The organism is Actinoplanes sp. NPDC049681, from assembly GCF_044465265.1.
Classification (GTDB): Bacteria; Actinomycetota; Actinomycetes; order Mycobacteriales; family Micromonosporaceae; genus Actinoplanes.
Genome location: NZ_JBITLP010000004.1, coordinates 493,647 through 510,286 on the forward strand (window position 1 = coordinate 493,647; position 16,640 = coordinate 510,286).

The following is a 16,640-nucleotide window of genomic DNA, read 5'->3' on the forward strand; positions in this document are numbered from 1 at the left end:
CGGATCAGGAGTTGGCGGGCTTGAGGTGCAGGACGACGTCCAGGGCGTTGGCCTGCGTGGGCTGGCCGGCGCCGTAGGGGTTGGTGTCGTCGGGCCAGCCGACCCAGTTCTTCGTGCTGTACGCCATGCCGACGTTGTCCGCGCCGACCGGGATCATCGGAGCCTGCTCGACGAAGACCTTCTGGAGCGTGTTGATGGCGGTGGTACGCGCGGCGTCGTCCGAGGCGTTCGCGTAGTCCTGGATCGCCTTGGTGGCCTCGTCGTTCTTGAAGCGGCCGAAGTTACCCGCCGGGGAGGCGGTGCCCACCGGCTTGAGGAGCTTGCCGTCCATGACCGTCTGGTAGATGTCCCACGGCGTCGAGCCACCGTTGGTCCAGCGGAACGTGGCGTCGAAGTTGCCCTCCTCGACGTTGCGGAACCAGGCGTCCTGGTTGGCCTTGTCCACGGTGGCCTGGATGCCGATCTCGGCGAGGTTGCTCTTCACGATCTCGAGCGAGGTCTGGTAGTCGGACCAGCCGCTCGGGTCGGTCAGGGTGATCTTGACCGGCTTGCCGCTCGGGTCGGTCAGCGTGGTGCCGTTGAGCTTGTAGCCGGCCTGCTCGAGCAGGGACTTGGCGCCCGCCACGTCGACGGAGTGGGTCTTGCCCTTGTACTCCGGCGCGATGAACGCGTCACCGGCCGGCGTCGGCAGGCCGGTCACGCTGGTGACCAGCGGGTGGAAGTAGCCGGCCTCGGCCTGGTTGAAGATGTCCTCGCGGTTGACGACCATGTTCATCGCCTGGCGCAGCTTCGGGTCGTCGAACGGCTTCTTGGTGGTGTTGATGTAGAGGCCGTGGATGCCCAGCACCGGCGGCGCCCAGACCTTGTAGTGCGCGGGGTCCTTGTCGAGGAAGACCGTCTTGTAGTTGGGGATGAAGACGAAGCTCCACTCGTTGGAGCCGTCCGACAGGGCCGTGGTCTGCGCGTTGTTGTCGGTGTACGACGTGTAGCGCAGCTCCTTGACCTGGGGCAGGTCCTGCCAGTAGCCCCCGGTGCGCACCGACAGCGTGGTGGTCTGCGGGGTGAAGGACTTCAGCGTGTACGGGCCGGAGCCGATCGGGTTCTTGTTGGCGTCCTTGCTGGGGTCGCTGATCTTCTCCCAGATGTGCTTGGGCACGATCGGGGTCTGGCCCAGCCACTTGTCCTTGTAGACGAACATCGAGCTGGTGAACGTCACGGTGACCGTGTTGCCGCTGGCGGTGATCTCGCCGTACGGGGTGGCGCCGGTGTTGAGCGCCTCGTTGCTCTTGATCAGGTTGAAGGTGAAGGCGACGTCGTCACCGGTGACCTTCTGCCCGTCCGACCAGGTCGCGTTGTCCCGTACGGTGATCGTCACCTTCTTGAAGTCCGGCGACCACTCCGCGCCGGTGGCCAGCCACGGCTTCGAGGGGTCGGCGGGCTTCACCGGGTTCCACATCATGAGGGGCTCGTAGATCATCCAGCGGTAGCCCAGCGAGGCGCCCGCGGACGTGCTCAGGAACGGGTTGTGGTTCTCCGTCTGCGGGCCGTTCGGCATGCCCACGGTGAGGAAGGTCTTGCCGCCCGACGCGTTCTTGTTGCCCGCGTTCGGCGAGTCGCTGCAGGCGGCCAGCCCGCCCGAGGCGAGCACGCCCGCCAGGGCGACCGCGAACAGTTTCCTTCTCTGCATCTCTAGATCTCCTCAGGTATTGCGGATTCGGGTGAGAGGGGTGCCCGAGGAAGGGCGGCGGTGCGGCCGGTCGCTTCGTGTCCGGCGAGTGAGAGCGGTTTCTCGGTAGGGGTGGCGGTGCGGCCGGACGCCGAGGCGGCCGGCGGGAGAGGTCGGTCTTCAGTCCGCTTGTGGGTGGTGGCGGGGTGGTCGGACGGGCGGAGAGGTGTTCAGCCGGTGGCCGGGCCGGCTCCGGTGGAGCCGCGGGCCATGAACGTGGCGGGTATGACGGTCGGGCGGTTGGGCAGGGGTGAACCCTCGAAGTGGGCGAGCAGCGTGCGTGCCGCGGCCTCGCCCATCTCGCGCAACGGTTGGTGCACGGTGGTGAGCGGCGGCTGGGTGTGCGCCGCCAGCGGGATGTCGTCGAAGCCCACCACCGCGACGTCCTGCGGGATGCGCCGGCCGCTGTCGAGCACGGCCTGCATGGCGCCGGTGGCGGAGAGGTCGTTGTGGGCGAACACGGCGTCGAAGTCGAGTCCCGCCTCGATCGCGGCGTTCACGCCCTCGAAGCCGCAGGCGATGGTGAAGTCGCCGGGCAGCAGGTGGCTCGCGGGGATCGGGTGGCCGGCCTCGGCGAACTCGGTGGCGAAGCCCTCGAGGCGCTGGACCGTGCAGCCGAAGCGCTCCGGACCGGCGATCACCAGCGGCTTGTGGCGGCCGATCTCGAGCAGGTGCCGGGCGGCGGCGCCGGCGCCGGTGAAGTTGGTGGTGCCCACGCTCGGGATCTGGCCGGGTTGCACGTCCCGGTCGTCGATGAGCACCACCGGCAGGCCGCGGGCGTGCAGCGTGGCGATGTAGTCCAGGGTGCCCTCGGGCTCGATCACCAGCAGCCCGTCGAAGCTCTTGGCCGACACCTGCGCGCCGAACTGGCGCATCGACTCCTCACCGCGGTTGCAGGTGAACAGGAGCAGCCCGTACCGCTCGGTCTCGAGCACGTCGACCGCGCCCTGCAGCACCTCGCCGATCCACGGCCAGGTGAGGGACGGCACGAGCATGCCGACGACGCGGGTGCGGCCGCGGGCCAGCCCGACGGCGCGCGAGCTCGGCACGTAGCCCAGTTCCTCGATCACCGCGCGGACGCGGGCGGCGGTGGACTCGTCGAGTTCACCCTTGCCGTTGAGGACGCGGGACACCGTGGTCTTGCTGACCTTGGCCCGGGCCGCCACATCGGCGATGGTGATCGGCAACGTGTCCTCCGACGATGTCGACGCGGTGAACCGCAGGTTCGGAACCGGTTTCGGGACCGGTTCCGGCAGTAAACTCCGGTGACCCCGGTCACGTCAACGCGTCGACGTCTTTATTTAGGTTTCGAGACGGTAACCACGTGAGAGCGCTCTCGTCAAAGGGTGCATATCGACCGCCGTCGACCGGACGGGTGGCTCAGAACCGGACGGCGGCGTCCTCGATCCGGCTGACGATCTCCGGCAGGACGCGGCCCAGCGGGGCGTCCACGACGAGCTGGGCGTACGGCTCGCCGCGCGTGACGCCCTGGTTGACGATCGCCACCCGGATCCCGTCCTTGGCGGCGCGCAGCACGAACCGGCGGCCGGACATGACGGTGAGCGAGGACCCCAGCACGAGCAGGGTCCGGGCCCCGGCGACCAGCTCGAAGCTGCGGCTGACCCGCTCCGGCGGCACGGTCTCGCCGAAGTAGACGACGTCCGGCTTCAGCATGCCGCCGCACGCCTGGCAGTCCACCACCGTGAAGCCGTCCAGCTCGGCGTCGTCGATCTCCACGTCGCCGTCCGGGTTCACCGCGGACACGGCGGCCGCGAAGCCGGGGTTGGCGGCGTCGAGCCGCTCCTCCAGCTCGGCACGGTCCGTACGGTGGCCGCAGTCGAGGCAGATCACCCGGGCGAGGTTGCCGTGCAGCTCCACGACGCCGTGCGCGCCGCCGGCCTGGTGCAACCCGTCGACGTTCTGGGTGATGAGGCCGTCGAGCCGGCCGAGCTCCTGCAGGCGCGCGACCGCCCGGTGACCGCCGTTGGGGCGGGCGTCCCCGATCGTGCGCCAGCCCAGGTGGCTGCGGGCCCAGTACCGGCGGCGGGCCACCGGATCGCGGGTGAATGCCTGGTACGTCATCGGGGTCGCGCGCCGGGCGGCACCCGAGGGGCCCCGGTAGTCGGGGATCCCGGACTCGGTCGAGAGCCCCGCACCGCTGAGCACCACCACGCCGCCGTCGCCGACCCATCCGGCCAGCTCGTCCACTCGTTCCACCCCTCCATCGTCCCTCGCCGCCATCACCCGCCGGAGTGGGACGAAGTACTCAGTCGATGCGATCTGTGCACGGACCTGCGGATCACGGTAAGTTGATCGGGTGGCTGTCGTCGCGCGCCTGCTTCCCCGTCTCTGGGACGGGCGCCGCCTGCTGCAGTTCCTCACCGGCCTGGCGCTGATCGCCCTGGCCTTCGCGGCCCCCGCCCTGGCCGCCGCGCCCCAGCCGCCCGCCCCCGCCGTGGTCGTCACCACCGTGGATGCGCCGGCCCGGGGCGCCGTCACCGAGCGGATCGCCGAGGCGGCTCCTGCCGAGCCCGCCGCCGACCCCGCCCCGGTCGTCCTCTCCGCCGACCGGGCCGAGCCCACGCCGCTCTGCGACCGCCACGCGCCGCGCCCCGCCGGCGTGGTCCAGCGGCCCTTCGCCGGTCGCGGCCCGCCGCTCGCCTGAGCCACCCCAACCATGACCCGTGCCGCTCACGGGGACCGCCGCGTGCGCCCCTGCGGCCCGTGCCGGACGCCGTACGCGTACCGGCGAAGTCCTTCCCACAACCGAAAGCGATCCCCCCGACGCACGAGAGAAGCCGGTGTCAACCGTGGAAACCGCTGCCGTCCTTTGGATGACCTTGTTGCTCGCCGTCGCCGCCGCGACGGCCGCTTTCGCCGTCCCGCGCCGAGCGTCGAGAAGCGCGGCGCCCGGCCGTGACCTCACGCCCCTGCGTGACGCCGACCGCTATGCCGACCAGGTCGCGGCGGCGGCGGCACTCGCCGCCGAGACCGCCCTGCGCCGGCGCCTGGCCTGGGAAAGCGCACAGGAGGAGGTCGACGAGGCGTGGGCCGCGTTCGACCGGGCCGACCAGGTGGCCCGCCGGTGCACCGCCGCAGCGGCCTTTCCCGTCCTGAGGCAGCGGCGCACCCGGGCCGAGATCGCCGACCGAACGCGTTTCCTGCACCGCTCCGCGCTGGCCGCCTGCCGCCACAAGGAGCTGTCGATCGGCCAGCTCAACGAGGTCCTCGCACACCGCGACGGGTGGAATCCCCGCAAGCACCCGGTGGCCCAGGAGACCGCGCTGCGCGGGGCCGTCCGCGAGCACCGCTTCGCCGCGTACCGGGCGGCGACCGAGCGCGAGCGGGCCGCGTGGACGGAGGCCGAGAAGGCGGCCGCGGCCCTGCGCAGTCTTCGTGCGGAGGCGGTGGCCGCACGCCTGCGCGCCGGGCGCGACGTACGGTCGCAGGACGCTCCGCGGCGTGCCGGGCAGTGGAGCCCCGCCGAACCGGTCGCCCGCCCCGCCGCCACCCTGGCCGTGCACTGACGCTCCAGAGTGGACCAGCGCCGGCCGTTCACCCGTTGAGACGCGGGATACAGGCAGGCCAGGTACCGTCACAGGGGCGTTGACGTGAGACAGCAGGAGGCCGAAGTGTCTGGGACCCCGGCGGGCGGGCTGCCCGCCGTACGGCTGCACCACGCCGCACGGATCGAGGACGCCGTGCACGAGATCGTCGAACGCCGGCTGCGGCAGCGCGGCTGGCAGCCGGTGATCACGGCGTACACGGGGTACGGCGCGCCGGGCTGGGCGCGGGTCATGGCCCGGGTCGTGCTGACCCGCCGTACGCAAGCCCGCAAGAAGCTCGAGAAGGTGCGGGGCTGGCGCAGCTTCACCACGTCTCCGGTGAACAACGCCGCCGTGCAGATCCAGATCGGCGACCGGGTCCACGAGACGCGCACGGACCGCAGCGGCTACGTCGACACCCGGGTCACCGGCGACCTGGAGCCGGGCTGGAGCTGCGTCCGCCTGGTCACCGAGGGCGCCGAGCCGGTCGAGGCGCCGATCCGGGTGGTCGATCCGGCCAGCAAGTTCGGCGTCATCAGCGACATCGACGACACGGTGATGGTGACCGCCCTGCCCCGCCCGCTGCTCGCCGCGTGGAACACGTTCGTCCTCGACGAGCACGCGCGTACGGCCGTCCCGGGCATGGCGGTGCTCTACGAGCGGCTCGTCACGGCGAACCCGGGCGCACCGGTCTTCTACCTGTCGACCGGCGCCTGGAACGTCGCCCCCGCGCTGACCCGCTTCCTGTCGCGCCACCTCTACCCGGCGGGACCGCTGCTGCTGACCGACTGGGGGCCGACCCCGGACCGCTGGTTCCGCAGCGGCCAGGAGCACAAGCGCAACACCCTGGCCCGGCTCTCCAGCGAGTTCCCGGACATCCGGTGGCTGCTCATCGGCGACGACGGCCAGCACGACCAGGAGATCTACTCCGAGTTCGCCCGGGCGCACCCGGACAACGTCGCCGCGGTCGCGATCCGCCGGCTGTCGCCGACCCAGGCCGTGCTGGCCGGTGCCATCCCGGGCCCGTCGGGTCAGGCGGAGGCGGTCGGCTCCGGCGGCAAGACCTGGTTCTCCGCACCGGACGGCGCGGGCCTGTGGTCGCTGCTGCGGGACGCCGACGTTGTCTGACCGTCAGCCCTCGTCCGCCGTCGTGGCAGGACTCTGCTCCGCCTCCGCGACCCGGGCGTGCAACCGCTCCCGGATCTCGTCCGGCGTGTACGCCCGCCGCCTACGCTCTTGCCGTGCCAGCACCGCACCCGTGGCGGCGACCCCTGCCAGCCCGGCCAGTCCCGCTACTTTCCACCAACGCATCTGCCGAGGATAGACACGTGGTTGCCGACATCAGTCTCGAAGAGGCCATCGATCTGACGCGTACGGGTGACATCTGGCTGTTCCGCGGCCGCTCCGGACCCGACCGCGCGATCCAGGCCATGACCAACAGCCCGGTCAACCACGTCGGCATGTCCATCGTGATCGAGGACATGCCGCCGCTGATGTGGCACGCCGAGCTCGGTAAATCGCTGCCGGACCTGTGGTCGGGGACCTTCCAGCGCGGCGTCCAGCTGCACGACCTGCGCGACGCGGTCACGGTGTGGGCCCACCGCTACGGCCAGCGCGGCTGGCTGCGCCAGCTGGACAAGCCGGCGACGCCGGCCATGGAGGACAAGGCGCTCAAGACGGTGGCCCGGTTGGACGGTACGCCGTTCCCGTCCACCGCCCAGCTCGCGTGGCGCTGGGCCCGCGGCCGGGTGCCGCAGCTGCGCCTGCCGTGGCAGCGTGGCGAGAAGACCGACAACGACCTGGAGACCGCGTACTGCGCCGAGGTGGTCGCGGTGACCTACGAGGACATGGGGCTGCTGCCCCGGGGCAAGCAGCCCAACTGGTACGACCCGGGCCGCTTCTGGAGCGGCGACGACCTGGAACTCTGCGACGGCCACCGGCTCGGCCAGGAGATCGCCGTCCGCATCCCCTGAGGGCCTACGCTGTCGGCGTGGGTCTGGTCGCCCGGGTGCCCGAGGTCGTCGCCCTCGACCGGCTGCGCGCCGCCGCGGCCGCCGGGGCGGGCGCTGCCGTGCTCGTCACGGGCGAGGCCGGGATCGGCAAGACGGCCGTGGTCGAGGAGGCGGTGGCGCGGGCCGCGGCGGCCGGTGCCACGGTGCTGACCGGGCGTGCGGTGCCCGACGAGGGCGCTCCTGCATGGTGGCCGTGGCTGCGCCTGCTCGAGGCTGCGCCCGTACCGTCGGATCTGCTCACCGCCACACCCGCCGAGGGGGAAACTCCGGCAGCGACCCGCTTCCGGGCCGCTCAGCGGACCGTGCGGGCCTTGAGCGATGCCGGCCACCTCGTGCTCGTCCTGGAGGACCTGCACTGGGCCGACGCCGCCTCCCTGGCGCTGCTCCGGCTGCTCTGCGCCGACATCTCGTCGTCGCGGTTGCTCGTCGTCGGCACCGCCCGCGAGGCCCCCGACCTGCCCGGCGCCGAGGTGCTGCGGCTGGAGCCGCTGAGCCCGGCCGCGGTGGGCGCCTGGCTGGCGGACCGGGCGCCCGGGCCGGTCCATGGTTCCTGGGCCGCCGAGGTGCACCGGCTCACCGGCGGCAACCCGCTGTTCGTGCGCGAGGTGGTGCGCCGCCTTATCCGCGCGGACCGGCTGCGCCGCCCGGCCGGGCCGGTCGACTTCCCGGCCGAGCTGCAGCGGCTGGTGGAGCGCCGGATGGCGGACCTCGGCCCGCAATGCCGCGACCTGCTCGGCGGCGCGGCGGCCCTGGGCGCGGAGATCGACGTGGCGGTGCTGCGCGCCGCCGCGCCCGCGCCGGACGCGGTCGACGACCTGCTCGCCGAAGCCCTCGAGGCCCGCGTGCTGTCCGAGGACCCGTGGCGGCCGGCGCGCCTGCGGTTCGCGCACGAGCTGGTCCGGCAGGCACGCTACGCCGGTCTCGCCCGCGGCGAGCGAATCGCGTGGCACCGCCGCCTGGCCGACGCCTTGGAACCGGTCGCCGAGCCCGCCGAGGTGGCCCGCCACCGCGTGCGGGCCGCGGTCGACCCGCCATCCGTCGCCGCGGCGGTGGCGGCCTGCCGGCACGCGGCGGCCGCGGCCACCCGGGGGCTCGACTTCGCCGAGGCCGTGCGCTGGTACGGCCACGCCGCCGACCTCGGCGCGGACCCCGCCGACCGGCTCGCCCGCGCCCAGGCCGCGTACGCCGACGGCAGCCTGGACCTGGCGACCGCCGACTGCGCGGCCGTGCTCGACGCCGGCGACCCCGCGCTGGCCGTGGAGGCCGCCCTGGTGGTGCGCGGCGTCGCCACTCCCGCGGTGCTGGTGCTCTGCGAGAGGGCGCTGGCCCTCGCCGGCCGCCATCCTCGTGTCCTCGCCCAGTACGCGTTCCAGCTCGCCGAGGCGGGCGACCTGGAACGCGCCCATGCCATCAGCGCGGAGGCGATGGCGCTGGCCGAGAGGTCCGGGGCTCCGCAGGACGTGGCCGCCGCGGTGCACGCCCGTCACCAGGTCGTGGACCCGTACGAGGATCCGGAGCAGGCGCACGCCCTCGCCGACCGCGGCTGCGCGCTGGGCCTGCCGGACGCGGAGCTGTGGGCCCGCAACTGGCGCATCGATCTGCACCTGATGGCCGGCGACCAGGCGGCCGTGGATGCGGAGACCACCCGGCTCTCGGCGCTCACCGACCGGCTCGGCTGGCCCCTCGCCCGCTGGCACCTGCTGCGGGCCCGGGCGACGCGGGCGCTGCTCGCCGGCCGCTTCAGCGAGGCCGAGCGGCTCGCTCTCGAGGCCCGGGAACTTGCCGTGCGCATGCAGGACCGGGCCGCGGCGGACGTGTTCCACGCCTTCACCGCTGACCTGTCGTTCCACACCGGACGCAGCGAACGCTTTCTCGCGGAGGCGGTGAAGTTGCGGGCGGTGATGCACGAGGTGCCGATCGCTGCCGCGCAGTTCGGCCGGATCGCGATGGACGCCGGCATCGCGGACATCGCCGCGGAGAGCTGGCAGTGCCTGCGGCCGGCGCTGGCCGGCCTGCCCGCGGACGGCAAGCGGACGTACATCCTCGTCACCGCCGGAGAACTCGCCTCGTCGCTCGGCGACCATGCGGTGGCCCGGGAGTGTTACGAACGGACGGCGCGCTACGCCCACCTCTACCTGAACACCACGACCAGTTGTTACGGCGCGGCGGCACGAGTGCTGGGGACCATCGCCTCCCGGCTGGGGGAGCACGACGCGGCCGTCGCGCACCTGGACGCCGCGGTGGCCATGGAGGCGGGGTCGCCCCCGTTCCTCGCCCACGCCCGGCTCGGCCAGGCCCGTGCACTGGTGGCGCGCGGGGCGTCGGGGGACCGGCAGCGGGCCCGCGACGCGGCCGGGCAGGCGGGGGCCATCGCGCGCCGGCTGGGCATGGCCCGGATCTCGGCCGAGGCGCGGAAGCTGGTGGACGAGGCCGGTGTCCTGACCGCCCGCGAACGCGAGATCGCCGAACTCGTCGCCCAGGGGCTGGCGAACCGGGCGATCGCCGAGCACCTGGTGCTGTCCGAGCGGACCGTCGAGACCCACGTGCGCAATCTGCTGGCCAAGCTGGGGCTGACCAACCGGACTCAGGTCGCGGCCTGGCTACGTACCGTTTCTCAGCACTGGCACTGAGGCTTTCCGGGCTTGCGCCGACGAGGCTCGGGGGCATGACTGACACCGTGCGCCGCGAGGGCGCGATCACGCCCGGCACCTACCGCATCGACGCCGGCCGCTCGACGGTCCGGTTCACCGCCACCCACGCCTTCGGCCTCAAACCGGTCGACGGGACGTTCGCCGTACGCTCCGGGACGGTGGTCGTGGCCGCCGAACCCGACCGGTCCACCGCCTCGGTGGAGCTGGACGCGGCCTCCTTCACCACCGACGACCCCCGCCGCGACCGGGACGTCCGGGGCCGGCGTTTCCTCGCCGCGCAGACGTACCCGGAGATCGGGTTCCGCAGCTCCGGCATCACCCGCACCGCGCAGGGCGTCCGGCTCGACGGCGTGCTCAGCGTCCGGGACGGGTCCGCGCCGATGAGCCTGACGATCGCCGAGGTGACCCCGACCGTGGACGGCTACCGCTTCCGGGCGACCGCCACCGTCGACCGGGTCGCCGCCGGCGTCCGGGCGGGCCGGGGCATCATCGGCCGGCAGGTGGCGGTGGTCGTGGACTGTTGTGTGACCCACGCCTGAGCCGGGTACCGGGAGTCGATGACCAGTCGCATCGCCCAGTGGACGCTCGACGTGCGGAATATCGACGTGATGTCCCGGTTCTGGTCGGCGGCGCTCGGCTACCGCGTCGAGGCCGGTGACGACGGCTCCGCCAAGCTCTACCCGCCGGACGAGGCACTGCCCGGGTCGCTGCCCGTGTGGCTGCAGGCGTCGGCCGGGCCGAAGTCCGGCAAGAACCGCAACCATCCGGATCTCGTCAGCCCGGACGGCGACCACGCGGCCGAGGTGGACCGGCTGCTCGCCCTGGGTGCCCGCCGGGCCGACGTGGGCCAGACCGGCGAGGAGGGTTTCACCGTCCTCGCCGATCCGGAAGGCAACGAATTCTGCCTGCTGAAGAGCCCGCCGGTCTAGCGGCCCCGGCGCCCGCCGACACGGGAGCCGGCCGAGAACGCGGCGGCCCCTCCGCCGGACTGCGTGGTGTGCACGGGCGTCGATCCGGTGCCGCCCGACCGCCGGGCCCGAGGCTGCCCGCCGCCCTGACCGCGGGCCGGCTGGGCGCCCCGCGACGTCTGGGCGCGGCCGCCCTGCGACTGGCCGCCCGACTGACCCCGGCCGCGGCCACCGCCGGTGGCGGGAGCGGCCTGGTCGTGTCCGGCACCGGTGGGCCGGCTCGCCCCGCGGCCCCGGCGCGGACGACCCGTGCGCGTGCCACCGGCCGGCGTGGCGGCCTCTGCGGCGACCGGCGCCGGTGGAGCGGTGAAGCTGCGCTCGCCCGGCGCCAGCGTGGCCAGCAGGGCGTCGCCCGGCCGCGCCTTCGTGGTCGTCGGCTTGATGCCCGCCTTGCGGGTCAGGTCGCGAACGTCGCCCTGCTGGTCGTCGGTCATCAACGTGATGACGGTGCCCTGCGCGCCGGCCCGGGCCGTACGCCCCGAGCGGTGCAGGTACGCCTTGTGCTCCACCGGCGGGTCGGCGTGGATCACCAGCGCGACGTCGTCCACGTGGATGCCGCGCGCGGCGATGTCCGTGGCGACCAGCGTCTGGGCGCTGCCGTCCGAGAACGCCGACAGGTTGCGGTTGCGGGCGTTCTGCGCGAGGTTGCCGTGCAGCTCGACCGCCGGCACGCCCGCGGCCACGAGCTGGCGGGTCAGCGTCTTCGCGCGGCGCTTCGTACGCGTGAACACCACCGTGCGGCCCGGGGCGGCGACCAGGTCGACCAGCACCGGGAAGCGGTCGTCGTGGCGTACGTGCAGGACGTGGTGCGCCATCTCGACCGGAGCCTCGGCGGCCGCGTCCACGTGGTGCGTGACCGGCTTGGTCATGAAGCGCTTGACGAGGACGTCGACGCCGCCGTCGAGGGTGGCGGAGAAGAGCATCCGCTGGCCGTCGCGCGGGGTGGCGTCCATCAGCCGCCGGACCACCGGCAGGAAGCCGAGGTCGGCCATGTGGTCGGCCTCGTCCAGCACGGTGATCTCGACCGAGTCGAGGCTCGCGTGCCCGCTCTGCAGGTGGTCGGCGAGCCGGCCGGGGCAGGCGACCAGCACGTCGACGCCCGCCCGCAGACCCTTGATCTGCGGGTTGGCGCCGACGCCGCCGAAGACGGTCAGCGTGCGCAGACCCATGGCGGTCGCGAGCGGGGCGAGGGTGGCGTCGATCTGGGTGGCGAGCTCGCGGGTCGGCGCGAGGATCAGCGCCCGCGGCCGGCCCGGACGGCGCGGCGTGCGGGAGCGGGCGAGGCGGGCCACGACCGGCAGGACGAACGCGTATGTCTTGCCCGAGCCGGTGCGGCCGCGGCCGAGCACGTCCCGGCCCGCCAGGGAGTCGGGCAGCGTCGCGGCCTGGATCGGGAACGGGGTGGTGATGCCGAGGCCGGCGAGGACCTCGGTGAGCTCAGTGGGCACGCCGAGGTCGGTGAACGAGGGCTCGGTGAAAGAGGGCATTGAGATGAGAACTCCGAACGTCTGAAGGGGTCGTCCTGCCCGGCGCAGACCTCACGGGTCGCGGCGCGTGGTGGTCGATCCGTACGCGGCCCGAGGCAGAACTGGTCGTGACCGCGAGATCAAGTGTACGCGCCCGCCGACCGCAACCCCGCTGCACCCGACTGTGACCCGTCATGCACCCGGCGGATCGCACCGTTTCTCCTCAGTGCCGGTGTCTCCCCCCGACCCGGCCAGGTACCGGAGGAGACCACCCATGAGCGGTGCTGTTGAGGTCGACCGCCGTCGCGAGGACACCGTACGGGCGCACATGCCGCTCGTCGGGCACCTGGTCCGCGAGATGCTCGCCCGGGTGCCGGCCCACGTGAACCGGGATGACCTGCTCTCGGCCGGCTACGCGGCGCTGGTCGCGGCGGCGCGCGGCTTCGACGACTCCCGGGGCGTGCCGTTCGCGCGGTTCGCGGCGGCGCGGGTCCGGGGCGCCCTCCTCGACGAGCTGCGCGGGCTGGACTGGGCCAGCCGCTCGGTGCGGCAGCGCGCCCGCCGTACCGACTCGGCGCGCCAGGAGCTGACGGCCGAGCTGGGCCGCACGCCGAGCGTGGCCGAGGTCGCCGAGCGGCTCGGCTGCACGGTCGAGGACATCGAGGCGGCGGACGACGACGTGCAGCGCGCGGTGGTGTTCAGCCTGCAGGGCTTCGCGACCGCGGCCGCCGACGACATGGTCACCGAGCCGAGCGCCGGGCCGGAGGAGATGCTGATCCGCCGCGAGCGCCTCGGCTACCTGCGGCACGCCGTGGACGTGCTGCCGGACCGGCTCCGCGCCGTGATCGTCGGCTACTTCTTCGAGGAGCGGCCGATGGCGCAGATCGCCACCGATCTCGGCGTCACCGAGTCGCGTGTCTCCCAGCTGCGGGCCGAGGCGCTGTCGCTGCTGAAGGACGGCCTGAACACCCACCTGGAGCCGAGCCTGGCCGCCACGGCCAAGGACGGGTGCGTGGCGCGGCGGCGGGCGGCGTACTTCGACCAGATCGCGACCCGCGGCACGCTGCGCGACCGGCTCGCGGTCACCGGGCCGGACGGCCTCCCGGTCGCGGCCTGAGCTCGCGCGCGAGGCCCGGTCACCGCTCCTGCGTGCGGTGACCGGGCCTCGCGGCGTCGACGGGGTCAGGCGTTGGCGCAGGTACCGGCCTTCTTCTGGATGGCGATGGCCTTGTCGGCGCCCTTGGCGTAGAGCGCCAGGCCCTCCTTGGCCGGCTCGAGCCGCCAGGCGTTCTGCTCGTACACCATCGTGTACGACTGGGCGGCGACGAGCTGCTTCGCGATGACGACAGCCTTGTCCGTGCCCTCCATGCGGGCGCTCGTCAGCTGGATGGCCAGGCCCTTGCGCGAGCACGCCTCGTTGAGCTTGACGTAGTCGGCCTTGCTGATGGCAGCCTTGCCCGCGGCGGTGTACATCTCCCACGCGCCGCCGAAGTCGCCGCCGCTGAAGCGGTCGAACACGGTCTGGGCGGCGGCCTTGGCGCCCTCGAGGGTCTTCGGCTCGGGGCCGCCGGCCGCGGCCGCGGCGGCGTTGCCGGCGGGGGCGTCACTGTCGTCGGAGCAGGCGGAGGTGAAGGCGAGGGCGGCGACGGCGACGAGGATCAGGGCGCCGGCACGCCGGAACGGGTGGTTGTGGTTCATGACCCGGTTCAACCCGGCACCAGGCCGCACGTAACGGCAAGGGCCGATGATGACGGATTCCTGACAGTGCCGGATTCGGCCGTAACCTCGCCCACGTGGTCGCCCGGCGAAACAACCATCGGCTATTCTGAGCGTTTCCACCGCAACAAAAAAAGCGGCTCTAATGGCCGCTGATTTCGGAATGCTACCACAACAGGGAGTGGTTTTGTCAAGCTCCGCCGACGGTACGGACACCTTGCGGAACGATGACATCGAGTCCGAACAGGCCTATCTGAGCGCCCTCTACGCACGCCTCGACGAGCTGCGTGAGCAGGCGGCAGAACGGTTGCGCGCCATCCTGCTCGAGGCCGGTGGCACGCCGCAGGGACGCTCGCAGCGGGAGGCCACCCGTAGCCACTGGGCCGAGCAGGTCGCCCAGATGAATGCCGTCGAGAACGGGTTGTGTTTCGGCCGCCTGGACTTCGCGGAGGGCAATCCCCGTTACATCGGCCGCCTCGGAATCTTCGCCGAGGACCGCGACCGCGATCCGCTGCTGATCGACTGGCGGGCCCCCGCCGCGCGGCCGTTCTATCTGGCCACGGCGGTGTCGCCCGAAGGGGTCACCCGCCGCCGCCACCTGCGGACCAAGGGCCGCGAGCTCACCGGGATCGACGACGAGGTGCTCGACCTCGACGCGGGCGGCGCGGGCGGGCGCGAGGACGTCACGGGCGAGGCGGCCCTGCTCTCGGCGCTCACCGCCGGTCGCACCGGCCGGATGCGCGACATCGTCGAGACCATCCAGGCCGAGCAGGACGAGGTCATCCGGTCCGGTCTGGCCGGCGTGATGGTGGTCCAGGGCGGCCCGGGTACGGGTAAGACCGCCGTCGCCCTGCACCGGGCGGCGTACCTGCTCTACACCCACCGTGCCCAGCTCACCCGGCAGGGCGTTCTGATCCTGGGTCCGAACGCGACGTTCCTGCGCTACATCTCCCAGGTCCTGCCGTCGCTGGCGGAGACCGGCGTGCTGCTCGCCACCCTGGGCGACATGTTCCCCGGTGTGACCGCGCGCGGCAGCGAGCCGCCCGCTACGGCCGCGCTCAAGGGCCGGCTCACCATGCTCGACGTGCTGGAGCGTGCGGTGGCCGACCGGCAGACCGTGCCGCACGACTACGTCGTGGTGGACCATGACGGCTATCCGCTGCGCATCGAGCGGGCGGTCTGCGAGGACGCCCGGGCCGCCGCCCGCGCGTCCGGCCGGCCGCACAACGTGGCTCGGCAGCTGTTCGTCACCGAGGCCATCCACGCCCTCTCGCTGCAGATCGCCGAACGGATCGGGGCCGACCCGCTGGGCGGCGACAACCTGCTGGAGGAGGCCGACCTGGCGGAGACCCGCCGGGAGCTTCGCGAGGACGAGGATGTGCAGCGGGCACTCTTCGAGCTCTGGCCCGTGCTGACCCCGCGGCAGGTGCTGCGCGACCTGCTCAGCGATGCCGACCGGCTGGAGTCCGCGGCGCCCGAGCTCAGCGCCGACGATCGGGCCCTGCTGCTGCGGGACCGGTCGGCGCGCTGGACCCCGGCCGACGTCCCGCTGCTCGACGAGCTCGCCGAGCTGCTCGGTGTGGACGAGACCCTGAAGCTGCGGGCCGCCGAGCGCGAGCGCCGGCAGGCGATCGAGTACGCCGAGGGCGTGCTCGAGATCGTCGAGGGCTCCCGCTCGCTCGACTTCGAGGACGAGGAGGAGGAGATCCTCTCCGCGGTGGACGTGGTGGACGCGAGCGCCTTCGCGGAGCGGCACGAGGTGATCGACACCCGGACCGCGGCCGAGCGCGCCGCCGCCGACCGTACGTGGGTCTTCGGCCACGTGATCGTCGATGAGGCGCAGGAGTTGTCGCCGATGGCGTGGCGGCTGCTGATGCGCCGCTGCCCCAGCCGGTCGATGACCGTGGTCGGTGACGTGGCGCAGACCGGTGAGCTGTGCGGGACGACCACCTGGGACCAGGTCTTCGAGCCGTACGTGGGGCAGCGGTGGCGGCTCGCCGAGCTGACCGTCAACTACCGCACGCCCGCCGAGGTCATGGCCGTCGCCGCGGACGTGCTGGCCGCCGTCGACCCGTCGCTGCAGCCGCCGCGGTCGGTGCGGGAGTCCGGCTGCCTGCCCTGGGCCACCCGGGTGCACCCGGACGAGCTCGCCGCCGACCTGGTCGCCGCGGTGCGCCGCGAGGTGGCCACGGTGCCGGACGGCCGGGTCGGTGTGCTGGTGCCCACCGCCCTGGAGGGGCCGCTGGGCGACGCGCTCACCGAGGCGGTTCCCGGTGCCGCGGTGGGGGAGCAGCCCGACCTGCGCAACCACGTCGTGCTGATGACCGTGCGGGAGGCGAAGGGCCTGGAGTTCGACAGCGTGCTGGTGGTCCAGCCCGACGAGATCATCGCGGAGAGCCCGCGGGGGCTCAGCGACCTGTACGTCGCGGTGACCCGGGCGACGCGCCGGCTGGGCGTGCTCCACACGGCGGACCTGCCCAAGGTGCTCAACGCCCTGGTGTGAGACGCGGAAGAGGGGCCGGCGCGTGTGCGCCGGCCCCTCTTCGCTATCGACGA

15 protein-coding genes are annotated in these 16,640 nt (G+C 73.1%); 9 read left to right on the forward strand and 6 right to left on the reverse strand.

The window, feature by feature from the left end; genetic code table 11:
- Window positions 1-4: 4 nt before the first annotated feature.
- The 3 genes from ACIBO8_RS16700 to ACIBO8_RS16710 form a co-directional block, all read right to left on the reverse strand.
- A complete protein-coding gene (locus ACIBO8_RS16700) occupies window positions 5-1,687 on the reverse strand; it encodes an ABC transporter substrate-binding protein (RefSeq protein ID WP_396116093.1) in 1,683 nt (560 codons plus the stop codon).
- 209 nt (window positions 1,688-1,896) lie between these two features.
- Window positions 1,897-2,913 (reverse strand): LacI family DNA-binding transcriptional regulator, encoded by a 1,017-nt coding sequence (locus tag ACIBO8_RS16705; protein WP_396116094.1) that lies wholly within the window; start codon window positions 2,911-2,913, stop codon window positions 1,897-1,899.
- Between the two features lie 193 nt (window positions 2,914-3,106).
- A complete protein-coding gene (locus tag ACIBO8_RS16710; protein WP_396116095.1) occupies window positions 3,107-3,967 on the reverse strand; it encodes an NAD-dependent protein deacetylase in 861 nt (286 codons plus the stop codon).
- Between the two features lie 76 nt (window positions 3,968-4,043).
- Between ACIBO8_RS16710 and ACIBO8_RS16715 the strand changes: the two genes are divergently transcribed.
- The 3 genes from ACIBO8_RS16715 to ACIBO8_RS16725 all read left to right on the forward strand — a co-directional run bounded on the left by ACIBO8_RS16715 (window position 4,044) and on the right by ACIBO8_RS16725 (window position 6,399).
- Complete coding sequence (locus ACIBO8_RS16715; protein ID WP_396116096.1) at window positions 4,044-4,391, forward strand: hypothetical protein; 348 nt, start codon at window positions 4,044-4,046, stop codon at window positions 4,389-4,391.
- 169 nt (window positions 4,392-4,560) lie between these two features.
- Complete coding sequence (locus ACIBO8_RS16720; RefSeq protein ID WP_396116097.1) at window positions 4,561-5,253, forward strand: hypothetical protein; 693 nt, start codon at window positions 4,561-4,563, stop codon at window positions 5,251-5,253.
- Between the two features lie 105 nt (window positions 5,254-5,358).
- Complete coding sequence (locus ACIBO8_RS16725) at window positions 5,359-6,399, forward strand: App1 family protein (protein ID WP_396116098.1); 1,041 nt, start codon at window positions 5,359-5,361, stop codon at window positions 6,397-6,399.
- Between the two features lie 3 nt (window positions 6,400-6,402).
- On the opposite strand, the gene ACIBO8_RS16730 is transcribed toward ACIBO8_RS16725, so the two are convergent.
- Window positions 6,403-6,582 carry a hypothetical protein gene (locus ACIBO8_RS16730; RefSeq protein WP_396116099.1) on the reverse strand — a complete coding sequence of 60 codons (180 nt, stop codon included), beginning with the start codon at window positions 6,580-6,582 and terminating at the stop codon, window positions 6,403-6,405.
- Between the two features lie 17 nt (window positions 6,583-6,599).
- Between ACIBO8_RS16730 and ACIBO8_RS16735 the strand changes: the two genes are divergently transcribed.
- The 4 genes from ACIBO8_RS16735 to ACIBO8_RS16750 are packed head-to-tail and all read left to right on the forward strand — an operon-like array spanning window position 6,600 to window position 10,863.
- On the forward strand, window positions 6,600-7,244 hold the full coding sequence (locus ACIBO8_RS16735) for a hypothetical protein (RefSeq protein WP_396116100.1): 645 nt from the start codon (window positions 6,600-6,602) through the stop codon (window positions 7,242-7,244).
- 17 nt (window positions 7,245-7,261) lie between these two features.
- Complete coding sequence (locus ACIBO8_RS16740; RefSeq protein ID WP_396116101.1) at window positions 7,262-9,913, forward strand: ATP-binding protein; 2,652 nt, start codon at window positions 7,262-7,264, stop codon at window positions 9,911-9,913.
- Window positions 9,914-9,948: 35 nt separating this feature from the next.
- Entirely contained in the window at window positions 9,949-10,473 is a 525-nt protein-coding gene (locus ACIBO8_RS16745) for a YceI family protein (protein ID WP_396116102.1), read from the forward strand.
- 18 nt (window positions 10,474-10,491) lie between these two features.
- A complete protein-coding gene (locus ACIBO8_RS16750) occupies window positions 10,492-10,863 on the forward strand; it encodes a VOC family protein (protein ID WP_396116103.1) in 372 nt (123 codons plus the stop codon).
- On the opposite strand, the gene ACIBO8_RS16755 is transcribed toward ACIBO8_RS16750, so the two are convergent.
- Entirely contained in the window at window positions 10,860-12,389 is a 1,530-nt protein-coding gene (locus ACIBO8_RS16755; RefSeq protein WP_396116104.1) for a DEAD/DEAH box helicase, read from the reverse strand. The two genes, ACIBO8_RS16750 and ACIBO8_RS16755, sit on opposite strands and share 4 nt — an antisense overlap.
- 253 nt (window positions 12,390-12,642) lie before the next feature.
- On the opposite strand from ACIBO8_RS16755, the gene ACIBO8_RS16760 reads away from it, so the two are divergent.
- Window positions 12,643-13,485: a sigma-70 family RNA polymerase sigma factor gene (locus tag ACIBO8_RS16760; RefSeq protein WP_396116105.1), complete on the forward strand. Its 843-nt coding sequence runs from the start codon at window positions 12,643-12,645 to the stop codon at window positions 13,483-13,485.
- A 65-nt stretch (window positions 13,486-13,550) separates the two neighbouring features.
- On the opposite strand, the gene ACIBO8_RS16765 is transcribed toward ACIBO8_RS16760, so the two are convergent.
- Window positions 13,551-14,066 (reverse strand): hypothetical protein, encoded by a 516-nt coding sequence (locus tag ACIBO8_RS16765; RefSeq protein WP_396116106.1) that lies wholly within the window; start codon window positions 14,064-14,066, stop codon window positions 13,551-13,553.
- A gap of 163 nt (window positions 14,067-14,229) precedes the next feature.
- Between ACIBO8_RS16765 and ACIBO8_RS16770 the strand changes: the two genes are divergently transcribed.
- Window positions 14,230-16,587, forward strand: a complete 2,358-nt coding sequence (locus tag ACIBO8_RS16770) for a HelD family protein (protein WP_396116107.1) — start codon at window positions 14,230-14,232, stop codon at window positions 16,585-16,587.
- Window positions 16,588-16,640 lie beyond the last annotated feature (53 nt).